Here is a 22079-nt window from a genome sequence, read left to right as displayed (position 1 = left end):
TGATGACCGATGTGAATGATTGACTTCAAACCATATCCAGCGGCGTTTTATGATTCGGTGCCGGGAATACTGTGTCAATTCGTGCTATTTCATCGGCCGTCAGGCTGAGCGTCAGCGCCGCCGCATTATCTTTCACGTGCTGCGGTTGTACCGCTTTAGGAATAGCGATCACGTTACCGGTGCGCGTTACCCAGGCCAGAGCAATCTGCGCGCTGCTGACACCCCGAGCGTTGGCGATTTCCTGCATCACCGGTGCAGTCAGGACGTCGTGACGTAACTTGCCGGCCTGCGCCAGCGGGCAATAGGCCATAACGGGAACGCTGTGCTCCTCACACCACGGCAGCAGGTCAAACTCAATGCCACGGACTGCCGCGTGATACAGCACCTGATTGGTCATGCATGCATTGCCTCCGGGGATTTTCCACAGCGCCTGCATATCGTCAGTATCAAGATTAGAGACACCCCAGCGCCGGATTTTGCCGGATTGCTGCAATTTTTCCATCGCCGTGACAGTGTCATGTAGCGGAATCGAACCACGCCAGTGCAACAAATACAGGTCTAGACAATCTGTTTTTAAACGCTTCAGACTTTGCTCACAGGCGGCGATCGCTTTCGCGCCACCGGCATGATGCGGATACACTTTTGACACCAGAAACACGTCATCACGCCGCCCGGATATCGCTTCACCGACCACCCTTTCCGCACCGCCATCCGCGTACATTTCTGCAGTGTCGATCAGCGTCATACCGGCATCCAGCCCTTGCTGCAAGGCCTTCACTTCGGCACGGAGATCACTGTTCCGTTCCCCCATATACCAGGTACCTTGTCCGATTGCGGGTACTGTCGTGCCATCAGGCAATTGCACGGTCTTCGCTTTCATCTGTTTCCTCCGGTTGGGTCATAGCTGAAAAGTTAATTCGATTCTTTGAAAATTTACTGATCTATAAATGTGCAAATGGGGCGATACGCCCCACTAATGTGCAATATGTTCACCATGATGGTGCATTGCCTCAGAAGGTGTAAGTCACACCCGTCCACAACACGCCAGTCCAGTTATTTTCGATGATCGGGCTGTCGGTCACTTCACTGGACAGACGCAGGTAGCGACCGGTCACGAACCCTTGCCATGCTGGCGTGAAGTTATATTTTGCGGAGACTTCAACATACGGGCTGAAGCTGTCGTTCGGGGAATAGCTATGGAAGCCACTGCGACGGGATTCGTCTTTGGTCACGCCATAATAATACTGGGTGAGATTCGAGCTAAACCAGGTCACACCAAAGCCCGGTACCACAGCCCAGTTAGAGCCTTTAATGGCATACAGATAAGCCAGATCAGCAGTCATGCCATTGCTGGTATCCAGCGTATCCGCATTGAAGCTGGCGCGGAGGGTACCCCACTCGGCATTATGCGAATAAGCCAGACCGGCCATCAGCGTTGAGTGACGTTTATCGAGGCGCTTCATGCGCTTATCGTCGCTGTCGCTTGGGTCAAAGCTCAACGGGAAATAGCTGGCGGTGACGCTCAGTTTGTTGGCGTCATCATTCCACAGGTAATAGCCCGCCATCAGGGTGTGAAAATAGAAATCATCATTGTCGTAATTGATGATCGGTACCGGGTATACGTGGTCATTATTACCACGGTACGGATCCGGAGCGACCAGCGCAGATGCACCCGCCTGCCAGGTTCCCGCCACGGCAGCATGACTGCAAAGCACTGCCGCGCTAACGATGGACAGTGTTTTTAGATTGATCATTTTCATTGTCTTAATTCCATTAAGTAAAAAAACGTCGCTAGTGTAAATGAACCTTAAACGTCACGCTTAGCAATTCTGGGTCTATAAAAAGACATATCCAGAAAAACCGGGGCGATCGCACAATTTAACTGCAAAATATGAAATAAAAATGACTAAAGAAACAACTTCCGCTCTGCAGGGCACGTCCTGTAAGGCTTTTCAGAGCATTCCGCACAACTGAGTCATTGATATGACTTAAAAAACGCCAAAACCAGAGAGGAAATTTTCTTAATGCCAAACTACGCTTATAAATAGATGAAAGACTTAGCCTGAACGGTTGCCCGTCCCACCGAATAAAGACAGTTCTCAAACCATCGAGATTGTCGCTTTCCAAGGGGTTTTGCAAGTTGGCATAAGGGTTGCTGTATTTCAGGTGGGAGATCTTTCTTCCGGGAGCGCTGAAAAAAGCTCTCATTAACCTGTGCGTTACCCGAATCATTGGAATTGCAGCAAGGCGGCAAGTGAATGATTCCCGATGAGCTTACACAGTTAAGTGACCCGGGTGAACAAGCGAAGCCAACGAAGGTGCGGTTCCAAAGACGAAGGGTAAAATAACGAAGGACGGGCATCGTATGAACATATTTGACCATTATCGCCAGCGCTATGAGGCTGCCAAGGACGAAGAGTTCACACTGCAGGAATTTCTTACCATTGCACGGCAAGATCGCAGTGCTTATGTCAATGCGGCGGAACGTCTGTTGATGGCAATCGGTGAACCAGCGATGGTAGATACCGCGCTTGAACCACGCCTGTCGCGTTTATTCTCGAACCGTGTTGTTGCACGTTACCCTGCATTTGAAGAATTTTACGGCATGGAAGAGGCTATCGAACAGATTGTCTCCTACCTGAAACACGCCGCGCAGGGTCTGGAAGAAAAGAAACAAATCCTTTATTTACTGGGCCCGGTGGGTGGCGGTAAATCGTCACTGGCCGAACGGCTGAAATCCCTGATGCAACGTGTACCGATTTACGTGCTGAGCGCCAACGGCGAACGCAGCCCGGTAAACGACCATCCGCTGTGCCTGTTCAATCCGCAGGAAGATGCGCATATTCTGGAAAAAGAATACAACATTCCTCCGCGCTATCTCGGCACCATCATGTCGCCATGGGCGGCAAAACGTCTGCATGAATTCGGGGGGGACATCACGAAGTTTAAAGTCGTGAAAGTCTGGCCGTCGATTCTCGAACAAATCGCCATCGCCAAAACGGAACCGGGCGACGAAAACAACCAGGACATCTCCGCACTGGTCGGGAAAGTGGATATCCGTAAACTGGAAAACCACGCGCAAAATGATCCGGATGCTTACGGTTATTCCGGTGCTTTATGCCGCGCAAACCAGGGTGTGATGGAATTCGTTGAGATGTTTAAGGCACCGATTAAGGTGCTGCACCCGTTACTGACGGCGACACAGGAAGGTAACTATAACGGTACCGAAGGGATCTCCGCCCTGCCGTTCAACGGCATTATTCTGGCGCACTCCAACGAATCTGAATGGGTGACGTTCCGTAACAACAAGAATAATGAAGCGTTCCTTGACCGTGTGTACATCGTGAAAGTGCCTTATTGCCTGCGCGTGTCTGAAGAGATGAAAATCTACGACAAGCTGCTCAGCAACAGTGAACTCTCGCATGCTCCTTGTGCACCGGGAACTCTGGAAACGCTCGCGCGCTTCTCGATTCTCTCGCGCCTGAAAACGCCTGAAAACTCCAGCAGTTATTCCAAAATGCGGGTGTATGACGGTGAAAGCCTGAAAGATACCGACCCGAAAGCCAAGTCCTATCAGGAATACCGCGATTATGCGGGTGTGGATGAAGGCATGAACGGGCTGTCGACGCGCTTTGCGTTTAAAATTCTCTCCCGTGTTTTCAACTTTGACCATGTGGAAGTGGCTGCCAACCCGGTGCATTTGTTCTACGTGCTGGAACAGCAAATCGAGCGCGAACAGTTCCCGCAGGACATCGCTGAAAAATATCTGGAGCACCTGAAAGGCTATCTGATCCCGAAATACGCTGAGTTTATCGGCAAAGAGATCCAGACTGCTTATCTGGAATCCTATTCAGAATACGGACAAAACATTTTCGACCGTTATGTTACCTACGCTGACTTCTGGATCCAGGATCAGGAATACCGCGATCCGGATACCGGTCAACTGTTTGACCGTGAATCGCTGAATGCCGAGCTGGAAAAAATCGAAAAACCGGCCGGGATCAGCAATCCAAAAGATTTTCGTAACGAAATCGTCAACTTCGTGCTGCGTGCCCGCGCCAATAACAGCGGCCGCAATCCAAACTGGACCAGTTACGAAAAACTGCGCACGGTCATTGAGAAAAAAATGTTCTCAAATACCGAGGAATTACTGCCAGTTATCTCGTTTAACGCCAAGACGTCGACAGATGAACAGAAAAAACATGATGATTTTGTCGACAGAATGATGGAGAAAGGATACACACGCAAACAGGTACGCCTGCTGTGTGAATGGTACCTGCGCGTAAGAAAATCCTCGTAACAGAAGATCGTTGGCAACGTCGTTTGGGGGAAATATGACGTATTTTATTGACCGTCGGCTGAATGGCAAGAATAAAAGCGCGGTGAACCGCCAGCGCTTTTTGCGCCGCTATAAGTCGCAAATCAAACAGTCGATTGCCGAGGCCATCAACAAGCGTTCGGTTACCGACGTGGATAGCGGGGAATCCGTTTCGATCCCCAATTCCGATATCAACGAGCCCATGTTTCATCAGGGTCGCGGTGGCTTGCGCCACCGTGTTCATCCCGGCAACGATCACTTTGTGCAGAATGACCGCATCGAACGACCGCAGGGGGGCAGTGGCGGCGGCAGTGGTCAGGGCGATGCCAGCAAGGATGGTGAAGGCGAAGATGAGTTTTCATTCCAGATTTCAAAGGACGAATATCTCGATCTGCTGTTTGAAGATCTGGCGCTGCCAAACCTGAGAAAAAACCAGCATAAACAGCTGAATGAATTTAAAACCCACCGCTCCGGTTACACGTCTAATGGCGTACCGGCCAATATCAGTGTGGTGCGCTCTTTGCAAAACTCGCTGGCCCGCCGCACGGCGATGACAGCGGGTAAAAAACGCGAGCTGCGTGAGCTGGAATCGACGCTGACCGAGGTCGAGCACAGCGAACCGGCACAATTACTGGAAGAAGAACGGCTGCGTAAAGAGATTGCTGAGCTGCGGGCAAAAATCGCCAAAACGCCGTTCATCGATACCTTTGATTTGCGCTACCGTAACTATGAACGTCGCCCCGAGCCTTCGAGCCAGGCGGTGATGTTCTGTCTGATGGATGTCTCCGGTTCGATGGATCAGGCAACCAAAGACATGGCCAAACGTTTCTATATCCTGCTCTATCTGTTCCTGAGCCGGACGTATAAGAACGTCGACGTGGTCTATATCCGTCACCATACACAGGCTAAAGAAGTGGATGAACAGGAGTTCTTCTACTCGCAGGAAACCGGCGGGACCATCGTTTCGAGTGCACTGAAACTGATGGATGAAGTCATTCAGGAACGCTACGACCCGGCGCAGTGGAATATTTACGCCGCGCAGGCCTCCGATGGCGATAACTGGGCTGACGACTCCCCGCTCTGCCATCAGCTTCTGGCACAGAAGATCCTGCCGATGGTGCGTTATTACAGCTATATCGAAATCACCCGCCGCGCCCACCAGACGCTGTGGCGTGAATACGAAGTGCTACAGGAGAAATTCGATAATTTCGCCATGCAGCATATTCGTGAACAGGAAGATATTTATCCGGTATTCAGGGAGCTGTTTCATAAACAGGTTCAGGATCATTAATGTTTAGCCTTTAAAAACAGCCGGTTAAGTTACTTTTACTGGCTGTTTCCTTTCACTTTTGAGTGCATATTCCCTTTCAATGAGATCAATAAATTACTCTTCGTTTTGGTGAAGATTTTCTTTCCAGTCGTCCAAACTATACCGTTTCATATGACGCAACAGCACAGTGAGTAAAATAATTTATTGATTAAAAAAGTAAATATCACCATTTATGAACGTATTTATTGGCAAATCATTTCAAAAGTGATGAGCATGCGAAAATAAAGTTACTAAGGACTTCTCTCCGGCATGCCTGCAGATAACCCATTGATCGAATCGTTCAATGGCAGTCTGAGGAATGCCTGAATATCCACTCGTTCCTGTCGATCGAGAATGCGCAAGAAAAGCTCGATCGCTGGCGGAAGGAACATAACCATGATGGGCCACATTCCTCGTTAAATAACCAGACTCCGGCAGAATTTATCCGAAGCCTGCAAACAGGCCCGGATCTTTGATTTATCCTGGCACAGATATTGGGAAGGGATCAGAAACCGGAAATCTCAAAAAGTGCGTGGAACTAAAACTGGTGTGCTTACAAGGGAGGAGAAAAAAGGACTACAAAAATGATATAGCTTGAGTGCAAGAAGGTTACAGAATGGGTGCAAAAACACCGGCGCAAGGCCGGTGTCGATAGTGCCTGACCAATGTAGGTATTTTGAAGAGACTACATCTGTCGAATATCAGATAAAAATTCATGAAACTCTTTTTCTGTCATCTCAAACTCTGGCCCTTCGACCATTGCAATTAGTGACAGCAACGCAAAATCTAACTTTTTCGTGAGTGAAAAACTTGGATCTTGATAAATATCAAGTGCCTCTTTTGATATTTTAAAAATATCAAACCCATCCGCAACTATTCTTTCAAGCCTATCAGCCACTACGTCTTCCATGCTCATTGCTGCCCCCAATTCTTTAATTCTGCTCCGGTCGGAGGGTAGTGCTGAGCATCAACCGATTGGCCATTAATACTTTTCGGGTGGACACGGATTACCTCCCCTGAATGATCATAGCTTTCCATCCACTGCCTCGTACTGCCCGTTTTAGGATCAAACTCTGTAACAAAAGAAGCCCCCCGAGTAGGGCCTTCCGTTCTGGCTGGAACCTCTTGTGTGTAGTAACGAATGCGGCCATCAGGCAGTGTTTTAGTGACCGCTGCTGTCTCTTGAGCTTTTTGTAGTCCTGATAGTTTCGCTCTCAATGCAGCTTGGGCATTTGCACTTGTGGCTTCAGTAGCTACAACTTCTCCCGTCGTAGCAGTTGCTTTTGCACCCACATCGGCAGTAACTGACGTCGCTTTTCCTACTCCGCCAATCCCCGCCGCGCCCACCTGCGTCAGGCCGTAAATCCCTTCCGAGTACTGTGGAGAGACTCCCAACCCTTCCAGCAAATACGCACCGCTGGTTTTCTGGTTGACACCAGACAGGAAGGTGTTAAAGCCTGCATTAGCCGTATCTATCCCTGAGGCTGCCAGATAACCGCCTGCCAGGCAAGCTACACCCGCGGTGGTCGTGCATATTGCTGCCCCACCCACCGCCTGGAGTTCCCCGGCGGTAAATTGCGTCAGGCCACCTAAACGCGTCCCCACACCGTAGTGGGATAGCGCATCCCCGGTTTGATCACTAACCGAATACCCGAACATCGGCAAACTGGCGCTGGCATAGCTGCCCATTGCGTAGATCAGCTGGTTACCGCTCTGTGATGCCAGTACTGTACGCTCACTGGCATACGCATCACTGTTACCTAACTGCTCCAGCGCCTGCGCTTTCACATAATCCGGAGAACCTTCCGCAAACTCAGCGGAACATTTCACCAACGCACAGGCCGCCGCTTTCAGACGCGCTTCTTTATCTTTATCCCCACCGGACAATTGCTGGATCCGGGCTACTTCATCCGGGTGTAACTGGCGGTTATAGCGTTCAGCATCCAGTGAGACGGCTGCGCCGGACTGTGCACCGGTCATTCCGCCAATAATTCCGTCAATTGCACTACCACTTACCTACAGCAGAGCGGGGCGTACCACTGGCATTACCGCTACTAAACGCCATCGTCGGGAGCGGCGGGATCATCTGATTTATTTGATCGGTCTTGCCCTCTTTATCACGGATATCGCCCCTTGCACGCCTGCCAATGACGAATTCCCGGCCACACCACCCGCCAGACCGGCAGCTAATGTACTTAATGCGCTGACATTTGCCTTCTGATCCTCCGTCAGATCTTCTGGTTTGGTATTGGGGTAAAATGCACTGATGATGATTTTCGCAGCTAATTCTCCCGCAGCACCGCCTGCTGCGCCGCCCGTCACTGAGCCACCCTGAATATAGGCTGTCACAGCCCCGGCCAGCGCATGCCCAACAGTGTTAGCGACAGCGCTGTCCCCCGTGACTTTTTTTACCTCCTGAGACAGATAAGGTGCCAGCCCGCCCGCCAGCGCCTGCCCCATATCGCCTCCGGTGAGCCCGGCAAGTGCTCCGCTGATAACCTTCCCGTTTTCCCGCTGGCAGAAATCCCCACACTGCGGGCCTTGTAATCCGCTTCATTCTGGATATCTGTCCAGCCCAGCGTGCCGATATTGAGGCTGTTCCGTCGAGGCAATCACAGCGCCGTTAAGTTGAGTAAGGGTGCGTTATGCCAGAGTTCTTCATGAGCAACGCGCCACTAAAATGGCCACGTGTTATAGCCGCACGGACGGCCTGCACCTGAAGGGTAACTGACTGGGATACTTACATTTGGGACTGATACTCTGATTACCATTGCTGTAGAACGCGGGCAACTGGTGATCCGAGCTGCTGAGTGACACGTAAAAATATCCCGGCTCAGAAGTGAGCCGGGATTATTGATTAATCAAACTCTTTTTCTAATCGTTCAACAACGCGTTTGTAGATTTCAACGACTTCTGGGACTCCGTCACTTAGATCGTCATGGAAGTACTCCTGATAAAACTCCTCCGGCCAAAGTGATATTTCGTATTCACTACGCTTTTGGATCTTCCAGTATTGCGATGGACGGTTATCAACGATTTCAAAAATGCATAAGGGAACCGATATAATATAATCCATTGGTATTTTTTGTAATTGCAGCAATGTTCCCGCATTAACACCAATTTTGCTACTTATAGCCAAAACCGTATAAGTTTGCCCAACAATATATGGATACTGAGGATCTTGATTATCCATTAAGCCGAGCACTGTCTTCTGTTGTGCTGTTAGGTTAGTCGCAAGGCATTTTACTTTCATAACGTCCCACTATTTTTTTATCGCTATCGTTTTTGGCTCAACAACTTGGCCTGTAGCCGCATTACGGTAAGCATGGATTTCGAAAACAGTACCATCAACAGCTTTGTAGCTTTGACTACTAACTTTACTCCAGTCGGCTGTTTTTCCACCATATTCTGCAACTAAACGGGCAGAGTCTTTCAGCACGGCACCAGATCCATGACCAGCCACTGAAGTCCCTCCACTTCTGGATAGCTCAGCCAACTGAGCCTCACTTGCCAGCGACTTATTCAGATTCAGGCCACTAACGGAACTATTAGCCCCCCTACCCGGTAAACTCCTCCCGTTCTTCGCCGCCACAACCAGCATAGCCAGCGACATCCCTTCGGTCATTTGACGCGCTGTCTCAACCTCAACACCCAGCTTATTACTCAGTTCAACCACATACTGATTACGTACAAACTGCTGGCTGTCGTTGAGCTTATCCGCTTCGCCGTACTGGAACAGTTGCTTGTCTTCCGTCCCTGCATAACCCGGATAGTTACCGTAACTTTCTTTAAATTGTGTAACCCAGTAGCTGTCCAGCGCTTTACGCTCTTCTGGCGTCGCGGCCTGATTTTTTACCAGCGCTTCATAATAGGCCCGTTGCTCTGAACCCAGCGCAAACTCAGCCGCGCAATCTACCCGGCGACAGGCTTCAGCTAACAGTCGCTGCTCTTTCTCTTCGTCTCCGCCTGCCAGCTTTTTGATTTCAGCTCGTTCATCCGGGTGTAACTGGCGGTTATAGCGTTCAGCATCCAGTGAGACGGCTGCGCCGGACTGTGCACCGGTCGTTCCGCCAATAATTCCGCCAATTGCACTACCACTTAACGTGGCGGCCCACTGGGTGATAGCCCCTCTTTCATTGCGGTCCAGTTGTGTGTTGTTACTCAGATAAGTATCGACCATCTGACTAAACGCTTCGCTGCTCATCCCGGCCAACCCGCCGGCCAGCGCATTGCCGCCGCCGAAACTCGCCTGGATTGCACCTATCACACCGTGGATCGCGGCTTTTTCGGGGCTATTCGGTCCCCAGCCCATCGCCTCACCAAGATCACCGGCAGCTGAGTTCGCCATCTGCCCGAACACCGCCGCCAGTTCCTGTTGCTCGGCAATTTTCTTCTCATCGAAAATCTTATCGATATGACCATTGGCGTTGTCGGTATCGCGGCTTAGCCCTGCAATATCCTGCGTCTGCTTCTCACTGTCTCGGATGACGATACTGCCCGCAGCAATGGCCGATTGCGTTGTACCTGAAGCGTCACCGCTGCTCTTAACACCAATAACAGGGACAACGCCGCCGCCGTTAACCCGCTCGCCTTTATTATTTTTTTCCGATGAAAAGCCACCGGCAAGCCCCTGGCTACTGGCACTGTACTGCGCTTCGTTATTGATATCGCTCCAACCCAACGAACCGGTATCAAGCAGGTTCTTATCGGCTGTTGCAGTGCTCGCTATGACTGCACCATCCAGTTGGGTATGGTTGCCTACCGTAATATCGAACCCTTTATCCCCGGCAAACAACCCGCTTTGCTCACCAACGCTTGCGTAGTCGCTGTCGGTTTTGCTCTTATTAATACTCAGTGAGGCTGAACCGGTCATTGACCCGAAAGTGAAACTGGCGCCGCCACTCACGCTTTTCTGCTGGCTGTGGTACTCGTCAGTATCCTGCAGGCTGGTTATCGTCAGGTCGCGACCCACCTCAGCAGTGATTTTTTCACCCAACACCTGCGCACCGGAAATAACCGTATCCCGTCCGCTGCTCAGGCTAAGCCCATCACTGGCGTTGACCCGCGTATTAACATATTCGGTACTCTTACCGTCAGCCGTTCCTTTTGACTGGTAACCGCTGGCCGACACGCCAATTCCCGTCTCCTGACCCAGCGATATATGCACACCGACATTCCAGCCGCTGCTGTTATTCTTACTGGTTTGCTCGGTGTTGTTCGATGCGGCATCCAGCAGCAGATCATTCTGCGCCACAAGAGTGACATTATTGCCTGTCACACCGCTGCCGCTGATATGAAGATCACCGCTGGTACCTTTGTTACCCGTAGCCACCAGCGTGGTATTTCCGCCTGCGCTGAGGGTGCTGCCGCGTACCTGATTTTGTGTAGAACTGGATTCAGATGAGCTTTTACTCGAACCTACGCTGAGTTCCACCTTCACGGCGTTCAGATTGCCCTGGGCTACATCAGTCGCCATGGAAGAGGCACCCGCGACAGCTATCCATGCGTTATCTGCCGCCTGCACGGCATACAGCGTTTTCAGCCGTTCGTCGCTGACCTCCCCACTTCGTTTGAGTGTGCTGTTCGCTGCAAGAATGGCATCGGTCACCGGGCTGGACACTGACAATGTCAGACCGCTCTTTTTCTGTTCGTAACTCTCTTTACGTCTCAACAGATCGTTACCGGGGTCAACCACAATTTCGCCCGCGACAACGTTCAGGTTTTTATCGGCAATCACATCCGCGCCGCTGATATGTGCTTTTTCACCCGCGATAATATTTGCGTTACCGCCGGTTGAACCAATAGTGCTGACACTCTGACTTTGCGTGGTCCCATCTTCATTGAGCTGATGTCGCGATTGTGCGCTGCCGATGGTTACACCAAAACCTCCCGTGCCCATCAGCCCGTTTTTTTTAGTCTCGCTCAGGCGGTAGCTGGAACTGGTATCGGTGGCTGCAAGGATATTGACATCTTTCTCCGCCTTCAGCGTCACATCCCCGTCACCGACCACCGATGAACCTTTGACCGTCAGGTCCTGCCCGGCAACAATTGACACCTTGTCGCCACTCAGCTGCGAGGCTTTCTCTGTGGTGGCATAGTCCTCTGCGACCGTGTGCGTGGTCGTGCCGGAGAACAGGTGTTTTTTGGTTTTGGTTTTTTCGTCGTAGCTGTACTGGCTTTCCTGTGCGGTGGTGATATTCACATCCCGCCCGGCGTTCAGGGCCAGGTCGCCGGTGGCCTGTACTTGCGCGGCCTGTGTCGTAATGTCACGCCCGGCGGCAATGCTGGTGCTTACGCCGCTGACCACCGCTGTCCCTTCCTGCCCCACATTCTCGCGGATACTCACGCTTTTACTGCCGTGGGTTTCGCTGTAGGTGCTGGTCTGCTGCGCGTTCAGGTTGACGTCGCGACCGGCGCTGAGTGAGGCGTTGAGGTCGGCGGTCAGTTGCGCGGCCTGCGAGTTGAGGTCGCGCCCGGCGCTGAGCGTCAGGTCACCGCCGCTGCTCACCACCGTGCGGGTGGCGTTGTTGCTGTCAGCCTGATTTTTGCCGCTGGTCTGATGGCTGCTCTTGTCCATCGTGTTGAGGTTGATGTCATTGACTGCCGCCAGCGTGGCGTCGCCTTTGGCGGTGACGGCGCTGCCCGCCACGGTCAGGTCGTGCCCCGCGCTGGCCGATAAATTACCGCCCGCGCTGACCGTGCTGGCCTGGCTGTCGGTGGTCTGCGCGCTGCTTTTTGCCGTGGTATTGCTGGTGCTGAGCGCGTTGCCGGTGATGCTGATGTCGTTCAGCGCCACCAGTTGCAGGTCGCTGCCCGCCGTGAGCCGGGCGCCGGTGTTGTTGATGTCGTGACCGGCGGTAAGCGAGAGCCCGTCAGTGGCCGAGATACCGGCCACGTCGCCGGTCTGGGTCTGGCTGAAGGTCAGCTGAGACGTTTTGCTTTTGCTGGTGGTCGGCGCGGCCGTCCACTGCTGCGCCTGCGTAACGTTGTTAATATCGCCGCTGACCGAGGCCAGTGCCACGGTCTGTCCGCTAATCGAAGAACCGATATTATTGATATCGCCCAGCGCGCTCAGTTGCAGGCTGCCGTTAGAGGCAATCAGCCCGGCGTTAAGGTTATCCAGCGAGCTGCTGCTTTTTGCTGCCAGTTGCGTCCGGGCCTGCAGGGTACTGCCCGCGTTGACGATATGCCCGGCGTCGAGATTGACGGTGTTCCCGGAAATCACGCTGCCGGTCACCGCGTGGGTGTCGTTAGCAGAAAGATAGAGTTTAGGTGCCAGAACCGTCTGGCCGTTGACGGTGGTTTTTTCCCACCAGACGATGCTTTTGGTCAGCGCCGCGACCTGTTCCGGCGACAGGCTGACGCCCAGTTGCAGGCCCAGACCGGCCTGCTGTTCGGCGGCGTTATCAATCAGATACTGCATCTGCGCGAGGTCTGACCCTGTGCCGCCGACGTAGCGCTGTCCGGTCTGACTGAGCACGGCTTTATCGACATAACGGGTATCGAAGGCGGCATCGCCGAGGAATTTGTAGTCATAGTCCGGCGTCAGCTTCAGCCGGTCCATAAAGTAGGCCGAGCCGAGGAACTTGCTCTCGTCGGTATAGACCGGTGCCGTTTCAATGCGCGGGTTGGACGGCGTGCCAGGCTGAACCGCAGGATGGACAACCTGACCTGCCACCGGCGTTGCAGAAAAGGCCGCAGAGGTCAGGCCGGTACCACCCGGGGTGGCCTGTTTGCCCACGGCAGATATCGCAGACGTCGGTCGCGCAAGGTAATCGTTCAGCGCATTGAACAGTGACGGATCGGTTTTACCGATCCCGCCAAGTTGCGGGTTGGTGGTGATCAGATACGGGCTGGAAGGATCCTGACTCGCCACAAACAAACCGTTATTGCCGGTCGGCAGCGGGTAATCCGTCAGTGCAGCGCCCTGATTGCCGATTTGCTTTAACGCATCGGTGACGGAATTGTTCCACTGTACCGAGCCGACGGTCAGGTTTTGTGCGGATGCCAGTTGTTTACTTTGCGAACCGCTGACCTGTTGCAGGCCCGACGTGCCGTTCAGAGACGGGGCGCTTATCGCATGGGATAAACCGCCTGCGTTAGCGGAGGTCGTGGTATTGCTGATGTTATTGCTGAAACTGGCGTTAACTGCCCCACCGGCCTGAATAACTGAGCGGAGGCCTTCGCCGGTGCTGAGGGTTTCGTAAGTTGCGCCGTTCGCTAACTGATAGGTAACTTTAGTATTGGTATCGGCATCAACGTAATAGCAGTTGCCACAGTCAGGGTCAAAGTAAGCTAAGCCGTGGAGTTTATCGAAGCTCTCAGTGGCTGTAACGCCCGTATATTTATAGGTCAGATATTCATTTTGGACGCCATTCTCATAAGACTGATTATTCAAAGAACTGCCGGACAGGGTGATGTTTCCCCCTGCCAAAATATTGCTGGCGATATTATCTACATTACTGGCTGCAATATTTAAATCGCGGTTTGAAGCAATACGCCCCGCGCCTCCTGAGGCGGTAGCATTAACGGTTGAGGTACTGACCAGATATTTCTTTTCTGCAGCCGTCGCTTTCGGCGCAAGGTAAAAATGGTCATCAACGGAACCGTTACCTTGTCCCATACTTCCGCCAGTTCTGACCGATACCGTGTAATAACCGAGGTCGCTTTCGTTGAGATCCCCTAATCTCATGGTCACGGAGCTTTGCCCCAACCATGACGGCGCATCCACCGGCGTTTGAGAGGAACCGGACACACTCAAACCGTCCCGCTGATTCAGCAGATGGCCGGTATTGATGGTGATATCGCCGTTAGTAGTATCAATATCCCCTGACGTGTTGACCACTTCACTGTTGGCGTTGCCCGCCGCGTCCCGCTGCAGCCACAGGCTGTTGCCCGCCAGAATATCGCCGTAGTTATTGTGAATACTGTCGGCCAGCAACTGCATGTTGTTACCGGCGTACAGCAGTGCGCTGTTGGCAAGCGGCCCGGCTGCGGACATCACCACGTTGCCCGCCCCGCCGACAAAGCCGCTGTTGTTAAGCACGCCACGGCTGGCCAGGCGGATATCCCCGCCGGACTGCACGCTGCCGCTGCCGTTGAGCTGGATGTTGCTGGCGTCCACGCCCACCGTCCCGCCGCCGCCGCGCAACTGACCGCTGTTGGTAAAGTTGCCGGTCGAACTGAGCTGGATGCCGTTGCCCTGCAGGGTGCCGAGCACGTTCAGGTCGCCCTGCGTGCTGAGGTTGAGGGTCTGCCCTGCCGCCAGCGTGCCGGTCTGGGTAAAACCCGAACCGAGTTGCAGCGTCATATCCCCCAGCGCCAGCAGGCTGCCCGCCTGATTGAGCACCGGCGTCACCAGCGTCAGGTTGCCTGCGCTGTAGAGTTTGCCGCCCGCCTGGTTGTCGGCGTTCTGAACGTTAAGCCCCAGCGACTGACTGCCCAAAACGGTGCCGGTGTTATGCAGTTCGTTACCGGTCAGCGTCAGCCGGTCGCCCTGAAGCTGGCCCTGATTGGTCATCTGCGTGACGTTCAGCGCGCTGTCGCCCTGTCCGGTCAGCGTACCGCTGTTGTTGAGCGTGCCGCCGGTCATGGTCAGGCCCTGTGCCTGCAGCGTGCCTCTGTTGGTCAGCACCGGTGCAGACACTGTCAGCCTGCCACCGCTCAGTAAGGTGCCCTGATTATTGAGATTATTGGAAAGGGTCAGATGGCTGACGCCGTCGCCCTGCATCTGGCCCTGATTGAGCAGCGTCTGTGCGCCCAAATCTAACGTCCCCTGACTGCGTACGGTGCCGCCGCTCAGGTTGGTGATGCCGTTTTGTACCGTACCCTGCAGGCTTTGCTGGCCCTGTAACTGCCCGCCGTTGCTAATACTGTTGGTGGTGAGCGTCAGGTTACCGGCCTGAAGAGTGCCGCTGTTAGCAATATTCCCGGCGTTCACCGTGGCGGTGCCGCCGCTGAGTAATGTGCCGCCCTGCTGAACCTGAAGTTGCCCGCTGAGCGTGGTCGCAAGCTGACTGACACCGCTGATGCCGCCGCTGCTGGTCAGCGTACCGCCGGTCAGGGTGAGATTATCCGCCGACCAGCTCCCCTGATTATTCAGGTTCGCCGCCTGCAAAATAGCCAGACCGGTTGAGATGATTTTGCCCTGCGCCTGCGTGTTGAGCGCACCGGTAAGAGTAAGCTCCGCGCGCGAGGCGGTCTGGATCGCGCCGTTAAGATCTAACTGACCGGCGTGTACATCGGCGCTGTCGGCCTGCCAGTTGCCGTTGTTGGTGACGTGCGCGGCGGTGACGGTGAGTGCGCCCTGCGTCAGCATCTTGCCGGACGTGGCGTTGGTTAAATCCTGCTGCAACTGCGCCGTCAGGCCCTTCAGGCCAATCAGGTTGCCGCTGTTGTCTGCGGAACCGGCGGTAACGGCCAGCACGTCGCCCTGGATTTGCCCCTGATTGGTCAGATGGTTAGCCGTCACCGTGGCGGTTTTATCGCTGAGCAACTGACCACTGTTTTCCAGCGTGGCGGCGTTCACCGTGACATCACCGGATGAGAGCAGGCTGCCGCTGTTGGTGAGATCCCCCTGCATCTGCGCGTTCAGGCCATTCGTGCCTAATGCCGTGCCGCCGTTGGTCAGGCTGTTACCGGTCAGAGTAAGCTGGCTGCCCTGTAAACGTCCCTGATTCTGGGTATCGCCTGCCTGCACACCCAGCGTGCCGCCGGACAATACCTGCCCCTGCGTACCGTTGGTTAACGTACTGGCGGTGAGCGTGGTGCCGCCGTTGCCCTGCATCAGCCCGTTGTTGCTGATACCCGTGGCATTCACGCCGACGGTTTGTGCCAGAAGCTGGCCGTTGTTGTTCACAACCGGTGCCGTCACGGTCAGACCATTACCCGCAGATATCACGCCGGTGCCCTGATTGGTCAGACTGCCGGTGACATTCACGCCGACGTTACCGCCCGACACGTTGCCCTGATTGACCAGCGTCTGGCCTTCCAGCGTCATCTGGTTCTGCGCAGACAGGCTGCCTTGCTGCTGCAACGTACCGGCTTTCACATGCAGGCCGTCGTCGGCGGTGATGGCACCGCTGTTGGTCAGCGAGGTGGCCGTGATATCAACATTGTCCGCACCCAGCGCCGCGCCGTTGGTCAGCGTACCGGCCTGAACCGTCAGCGTGCCCGGTGTCACCAGTTTCCCGGCCAGATCGGCTTTTTCAGACGCACTGATCCCCAGCGCGTTTTTACCCTGCGTCTGCGAGCCGTTGCCGGTGGTGAGCTGTTGCGTGGTCAGCGCCGCGTTACCATCTGCGGAGAGAAAACCCTTTAAGTTCGCGGTATCCGCACTGAGGTTCACATCGCCCTGGCTGGACTGTACCGATCCTGCGCGGGTGGTCAGCGCGGTGGCGTTAAGTGTTGTATCCTGCGTGCCGGTCAGCGTGCCGCCCAGATCTGCCTGGGCGGTGTTGAGCGTCAACTGACCATCGGCCAGTAAGGTTGCCGCATCACCGTTGGTCACGTCGTCCCGCGCGTTCAGTATGATGTCGCCGCGGGTGCCGGTCAGCCCCTGATTGTTAAACTGACTGAGGGTCAGCGTCTGGTCACCGCCGGACTGCGCCGTGCCGTTGTTAGTGAAGGTGTCGCCGTCAAGCTGCTGCGTGCCGAGGGATTGCAGCAGGCCGTTATTGGTCAGGGTGCCGAAGCTGAACTGGCCGTTGCGGTTGGCGGCCAGCGTGCCGCCGTTGCTGAAATCGTGCGAGGAGAAGTTCAGGTCACGCCCGGCAATCAGGCTGCCGGACCACTGCCCGCCGCTGGCAACCGTGGCCTGCAAGTCATTTTGTGCCGAGGTTTTACCACCCTGTGCGGCATTAAGCTGGTCAGCGTTAATCGAAAGATTATTGCCCGCGCTGGTGGTACCGTCGAGCTGCTGCTGGCGGGCGGATAACTGCATATCTCCCGTGGAGGCCAGTGAACCGGTGCCGGTCACCTGCAATGTGCCGCCACCGGCTTCCAGCGTGTTGCCGTCGAGCGCACCGGCCAGCATGGCGCTGCCGGTTGCCGTCAGGGATAAATCTTTATCGCTGTGAACGGACCCCTGCGCCCCGACGGACAGATCCGTAGCGTTCAGGCCCACGTTACCGGAGGTCGACAACTGGCCGCCAAGTGTCTGCTGCGCGGCAGTAAACTGAATATCGCCAAGGCTGGTGATCAGCGAGTTTTGCCCGGCGTTCAGGGAAGTGCTGTTGAGCGTCAGGCCATTTTTGCCGGTCAGCGTGCCGTCGACAATCATCTGACCGCCGCCGATGTTCAGCCGGTCACCGGCAAACAGCGAGCCCTGTTCACCCACGGTCATCTGGTCAGCAACCTGCAACCCCAGCCCCTGCTGCGAACCGATCAGCCCCTGATTGCTGAGGGTGCTGGCAGTAATATCTTGTTCGCCGCCGGACTGCATTTTGCCGCTGTTGTTCAGTTCGCTGGCGTTCAGGATCTGTGTACCCCGCGCCTGTATCAGGCCGCCGTTGGTCAGTTTTTGCGTGGTGAGCTGCGTGTTGCCGCTGGCGGCCAGCGTGCCGTTGTTGGTCATGTCGCCCGCACTGACGCCCAGATTACCGCCCGCCGTCAGGCTGCCGTCCCACACGCCGTTATTACCCGCCTCCGCCTGCACATTCCCGACAGCGTAAAGCTTAGCGCTGCTGGCCGAACTCAATGAGCCGCTGCTGAGCCGCAGGTTTTGTCCGGCGCGGACGTTCCCGCCGAACATCGCACTGTTCTGCACGCCGATATCCGCATCGGTACCGGACTGAATCTGCGACCCTGCGAGGGTGGAAAGTTGCCCGAAACGCCCGGTCAGTTGATTGTCGCTCGACAGCAATCCGCCAAGCTGCGTCTCTCCGGCGGTGAGGGTCAGGGCACCGCTGGCCTGCACCACCCCGCTGTTATCCAGCGTTGTCGCCTGAAGATCTTGCGTCCCCTGTGCCTGCAGCGTGCCGGTATTGGTCAGCCGCTGCGTGGTGATACGGGCGTTTCCGTTTGCGGCGATCAGTCCGTTATTGGTGAGATATCCGGCGTTCAGTTGGAGATCTTTCCCCGCCGTCAGCTTGCCCTGCCACTGGCTGCCATTACCGGCAGTAGCATGAATATTGCCTGCCGCAGACACCTGCGCGGTATTGCCTGAATTGAGCTGGTCAGCGGCCAGGGTCATATTGCCGCCGCTGGTCACCTGGCTCCCCTGAACGGCCAGTTGCCCCTGGCTGTTGAGCGCCATATCGCCGCCCGATTGCTGGGTGCCGTTAAGGGCGATGGCCTGCGCATTCGCCGTCAGCTTGCCGGTGGAAGTCGCATTACTTAGCGTCAGCTTGCCGCTGGCATCAATCTGCATATCGCCAACCGAGGCGTTCAGGTTGCCGAGGTTGACCCCGACGCCCTTGTCGCTGGAAACCAGATGAATGCGGTTGGCGTACATGCCGCCGAGTGCGCCGGTGTCAATCGCCACCGCCGGTACGCCTGCGCCGGATATCGGCGTGGCATTGCCCTGCGCATCGACACGGTTGGCACCCAGGGTGACGTTCAGGTCTCTGGCGTACAGCCCGGCGTTAATCTGCGCGGCGCGGGAAATCAGTGAAAAAGAATCGCTCGTGCGGGCATCCAGCCCCTGACCTTCAACGGTGATCGCGCCCTGCGTGACGTCGAGGGATTGCAGCGAGCCGTCCGCATTCAGCACCGGCCTGCCGGTGGTCAGCGTGGCGTTAGGGGTGTTGAGGAAGCCGCAGCCGTTACAGGTGATGCCGTAAGGGTTGGCGACCATGACGTTCGCGGCTTTACCGGCGACTTCCATGTAGCCGTTAAGCTGCGAAGGGTTCGACGACACCACTTCGTTAATGATGCCCTTCGCTTCCTGACCTGCCGTAAGATTGGGGTTGTTCTGTATCAGCCCGCCCAGCTGAGTCTGGGTCAGTTTGCCGGTGGCGTTGTTGAGAATGAGGCCCTGCTGGCCGACGTTGAAATCGTTGTATTTATTATGCGAAATCCCGGCCTGATTCGGGGTGGCGATGTTCACCACCGGCACGCCGTTACCCGCCTGATCGGTGCGGGTGTTGCCTTCGGCTACCGTGATACCCGCCGCAAATGCAGGCATCACCGGTTGCCAGACCAGCCAGCCCATCAGCCCGTAGGCCAGCGCTTTACGCCATAACGCGACCGGTTGCTCTGTGATCGATTTCATCGCCGAATTCCTTCTCTCTTATGCAGAGGTACAACGCTAAAGTGCAAAACCGATGCGGTAGTAGACCGTGACGCGATCCGGTGCCAGTGAGTCCGGATAGCTCAGCGGCCAGCCGACGGTAAACTGGCTGGAGAAATGTGCGTTGGTACTGGCAAGCCCGACCGCCGCGCCCCACAGAGTGCCGGAGGCGTTGGTGTCGTGATTGCTGCGTTGCAGGTAGCCGCCGTCGAGGGCCGTTACGCTGCTGATTTGTCCGAGCCCCGGCATGGCGAACAGTTGAGTGTCCAGCTCATTACGCCAGTAGCCGCCGTTGTCGCCGGAGAGGTATTGCTCTTTGAACCCCCGCACCGAGCTTTCGCCGCCAATCGTCAGGCGTTCGCTGCCGTAAAGACGGTCATCGCCCCACTGGCCGTAGGCGCTGGTCAGCCAGGTAATGCGTTGGGTGACAGGCCGGTAATAGCTGGTGGACAGCGTCCATTTGGAGAACTCCGCGCGTGGGGCATCCGGATTTTTATCTTCATCGCTTTCGCCGCCAAACCACGGTACACCACGGCTGAACGCCGGGTTGAGCGTGGCGTATCCGCCCCAGAGTTTCTGGCTGTGATTAATGCCTGCGGTCCAGCTGGTCAGGCTGCGGGTGCTGCTTTCCAGCGGGGCGTCGTTGAGATAATTTCGGTTGAGGCGGTGCGTCAGCCCAAGGCTGGCGGCGGTTTTCATGTCGCCGTTGCGAAACAGTACGCGGGAAAGGGTGAAGCGGTGTGCCTGGCTGTCGCCGGTGGAGCGCCACAGATAGCCCTGCGATTCAATGGTGCTCAGGTAGTCGCTGTAGCTGTAGTTGTAATCGAACAGCCAGTAGCCGTAAGGCAGATTAACGCCCGCCTGCACGCTTTTCGCGTCGTGGTCGCTTGCGCCGTCGCTGCTGCGTGACGCACTGACAAACCACTGATCCGCCAGCCCGAGCAGGTTATTGCCGGTCAGCGAGCCGCTGACCTGTCCGGTGCCGGTGCTTTTCTGCCCTGAGTTATCAAAACCGGCGCTGGCCTGCAGGGGAAACTCAGGCTTTGAGGTGAGGTTGACGATGGAGTATCCCGGCTGGCTGCCGGGCTGGATTTCAATCTGCACCGGCGTTTTGCGCAGCCGGTTAATCTGCTCCATCCCCTGTTCGATATCGTGCAGGTTAAGGATGTTGCCGGTCAGCCCCGGAAACGCCATCGCCAGCATTGCGCCGCGTTGATTTTCCATTTTGATGGCTTCGAGTTTGCCTTCCATCACCGTCAGGCTGAGCGTGCCGGAAGACAAATCCTGTTCGGTGAGAAACGCGCGGCTGGTGATATAGCCCTGGCCGATATACCAGTCAGAGACCTGTTTCACCAGGGCATTAATCTGGCCAATGCCGAGGCACTGTTGCAGATAGGGTTGGGTCAGTTTTTGCTGTATTCGCGCGGGCATATGGTCTGCGCCGCTGAGGGTAATGTCGTGAATATCGAAGCACGGGCCGCCGGAGTGTACGGGAGTTTGCGGAGCGGGGGCGACTGACGTGCTGCGCTCCAGTTCCTGACGCTGCTGCTGGTTCTGCTGCAGAAGTTGCCGCTGCTGCTGTTCGATACTGTCGCGGTCGGCGGGGCTGAGCGGCGCGGCCTGCGCGGTGAGGGAAAACATTCCGGTAAGTACCAGCAGGCAGGAAACTCGCCACCGCAGGGAAAGACACGCGCACGCCGAAACAGTGCGGGCTAATGGTGTAAGAAAGCTTATGATTTCCATATCCGGTGTTTTCTATCGCCAGAACCGCTTGCCTGTACGCCTCAAAAACACAGCATCAGAAGTGGCTATGGCATTGATTTAAGATTAAACATTCGGTTTCTATCGGCAGGGATAAGATTTACTTTAGGTTTTTTTTAAGTTTATAAAAAAATTCTGCAAGAAGCATAGCGCGAAACATAAGAAATCATGGTTTATAGGGGTATTCATTCTGTTGCCCCTGCCAGCACCGTTTGTGGCCTTCAGGGATATTTTCTTGTGGCTTACAAGCAGGATACAGGGAATATAATCGGGAGGCTTAATAGCCATCCGCTTATTTAAAATTCAGTGCAAGATGCTGGCAAAAATAACCCATAAAAATCTATGGTCACCCCCTTTTTTGCAACGTTGATTTTGATTTATGATGGGCTTGCTTAAATCTATACGGCGTCTGATGGGCAACCTTACGTTGCCCGCGCCACGATGAAGTCCGCGCCTGCAGA

10 protein-coding genes and 1 pseudogene are annotated in these 22079 nt (G+C 55.1%); 3 read left to right on the top strand and 8 right to left on the bottom strand.

Going from position 1 to position 22079, the window contains the following annotated elements:
• Nucleotides 1–25: 25 nt before the first annotated feature.
• Together LC431_RS21270 and LC431_RS21265 are read right to left on the bottom strand one after the other, a co-directional pair.
• Entirely contained in the window at nucleotides 26–880 is an 855-nt protein-coding gene (locus LC431_RS21270) for an aldo/keto reductase (protein ID WP_112152625.1), read from the bottom strand.
• A 130-nt stretch (nucleotides 881–1010) separates the two neighbouring features.
• Nucleotides 1011–1760, bottom strand: a complete 750-nt coding sequence (locus LC431_RS21265) for a MipA/OmpV family protein (protein WP_013575359.1) — start codon at nucleotides 1758–1760, stop codon at nucleotides 1011–1013.
• Between the two features lie 605 nt (nucleotides 1761–2365).
• Here LC431_RS21265 and yeaG point away from each other — a divergent pair.
• From yeaG to LC431_RS21250, 3 genes and pseudogenes are all read left to right on the top strand, one after another.
• Complete coding sequence (gene yeaG, locus LC431_RS21260; protein ID WP_013575358.1) at nucleotides 2366–4300, top strand: protein kinase YeaG; 1935 nt, start codon at nucleotides 2366–2368, stop codon at nucleotides 4298–4300.
• Between the two features lie 34 nt (nucleotides 4301–4334).
• Nucleotides 4335–5609, top strand: a complete 1275-nt coding sequence (locus LC431_RS21255; RefSeq protein WP_223510314.1) for a YeaH/YhbH family protein — start codon at nucleotides 4335–4337, stop codon at nucleotides 5607–5609.
• A 285-nt stretch (nucleotides 5610–5894) separates the two neighbouring features.
• Nucleotides 5895–6103, top strand: a pseudogene (locus LC431_RS21250) (integrase core domain-containing protein); the annotation flags it as partial.
• 209 nt (nucleotides 6104–6312) lie between these two features.
• On the opposite strand, the gene LC431_RS21245 reads toward LC431_RS21250, so the two are convergent.
• The 6 genes from LC431_RS21245 to LC431_RS21220 form a co-directional block, all read right to left on the bottom strand.
• On the bottom strand, nucleotides 6313–6537 hold the full coding sequence (locus LC431_RS21245; protein ID WP_173362071.1) for a hypothetical protein: 225 nt from the start codon (nucleotides 6535–6537) through the stop codon (nucleotides 6313–6315).
• A 2-nt stretch (nucleotides 6538–6539) separates the two neighbouring features.
• Complete coding sequence (locus LC431_RS21240) at nucleotides 6540–7607, bottom strand: hypothetical protein (RefSeq protein ID WP_223510313.1); 1068 nt, start codon at nucleotides 7605–7607, stop codon at nucleotides 6540–6542.
• Nucleotides 7608–7718: 111 nt separating this feature from the next.
• The gene (locus LC431_RS21235; protein ID WP_223510312.1) at nucleotides 7719–8087 is read right to left on the bottom strand and encodes a VENN motif pre-toxin domain-containing protein; all 369 of its coding nucleotides are present in this window, start codon (nucleotides 8085–8087) and stop codon (nucleotides 7719–7721) included.
• Between the two features lie 397 nt (nucleotides 8088–8484).
• On the bottom strand, nucleotides 8485–8880 hold the full coding sequence (locus LC431_RS21230) for a hypothetical protein (RefSeq protein ID WP_112151910.1): 396 nt from the start codon (nucleotides 8878–8880) through the stop codon (nucleotides 8485–8487).
• A 9-nt stretch (nucleotides 8881–8889) separates the two neighbouring features.
• Complete coding sequence (locus LC431_RS21225; RefSeq protein WP_223510311.1) at nucleotides 8890–19839, bottom strand: hemagglutinin repeat-containing protein; 10950 nt, start codon at nucleotides 19837–19839, stop codon at nucleotides 8890–8892.
• Nucleotides 19840–19875: 36 nt separating this feature from the next.
• A complete protein-coding gene (locus LC431_RS21220; RefSeq protein WP_223510310.1) occupies nucleotides 19876–21498 on the bottom strand; it encodes a ShlB/FhaC/HecB family hemolysin secretion/activation protein in 1623 nt (540 codons plus the stop codon).
• Nucleotides 21499–22079 lie beyond the last annotated feature (581 nt).

The organism is Rahnella sp. GSA61A (assembly GCF_019969905.1).
Taxonomy (GTDB): domain Bacteria; phylum Pseudomonadota; class Gammaproteobacteria; order Enterobacterales; family Enterobacteriaceae; genus Rahnella; species Rahnella aceris.
The sequence above is the reverse complement of the archived record's forward strand: the minus strand, read 5'-3'. Positions and strand labels throughout refer to the sequence as shown.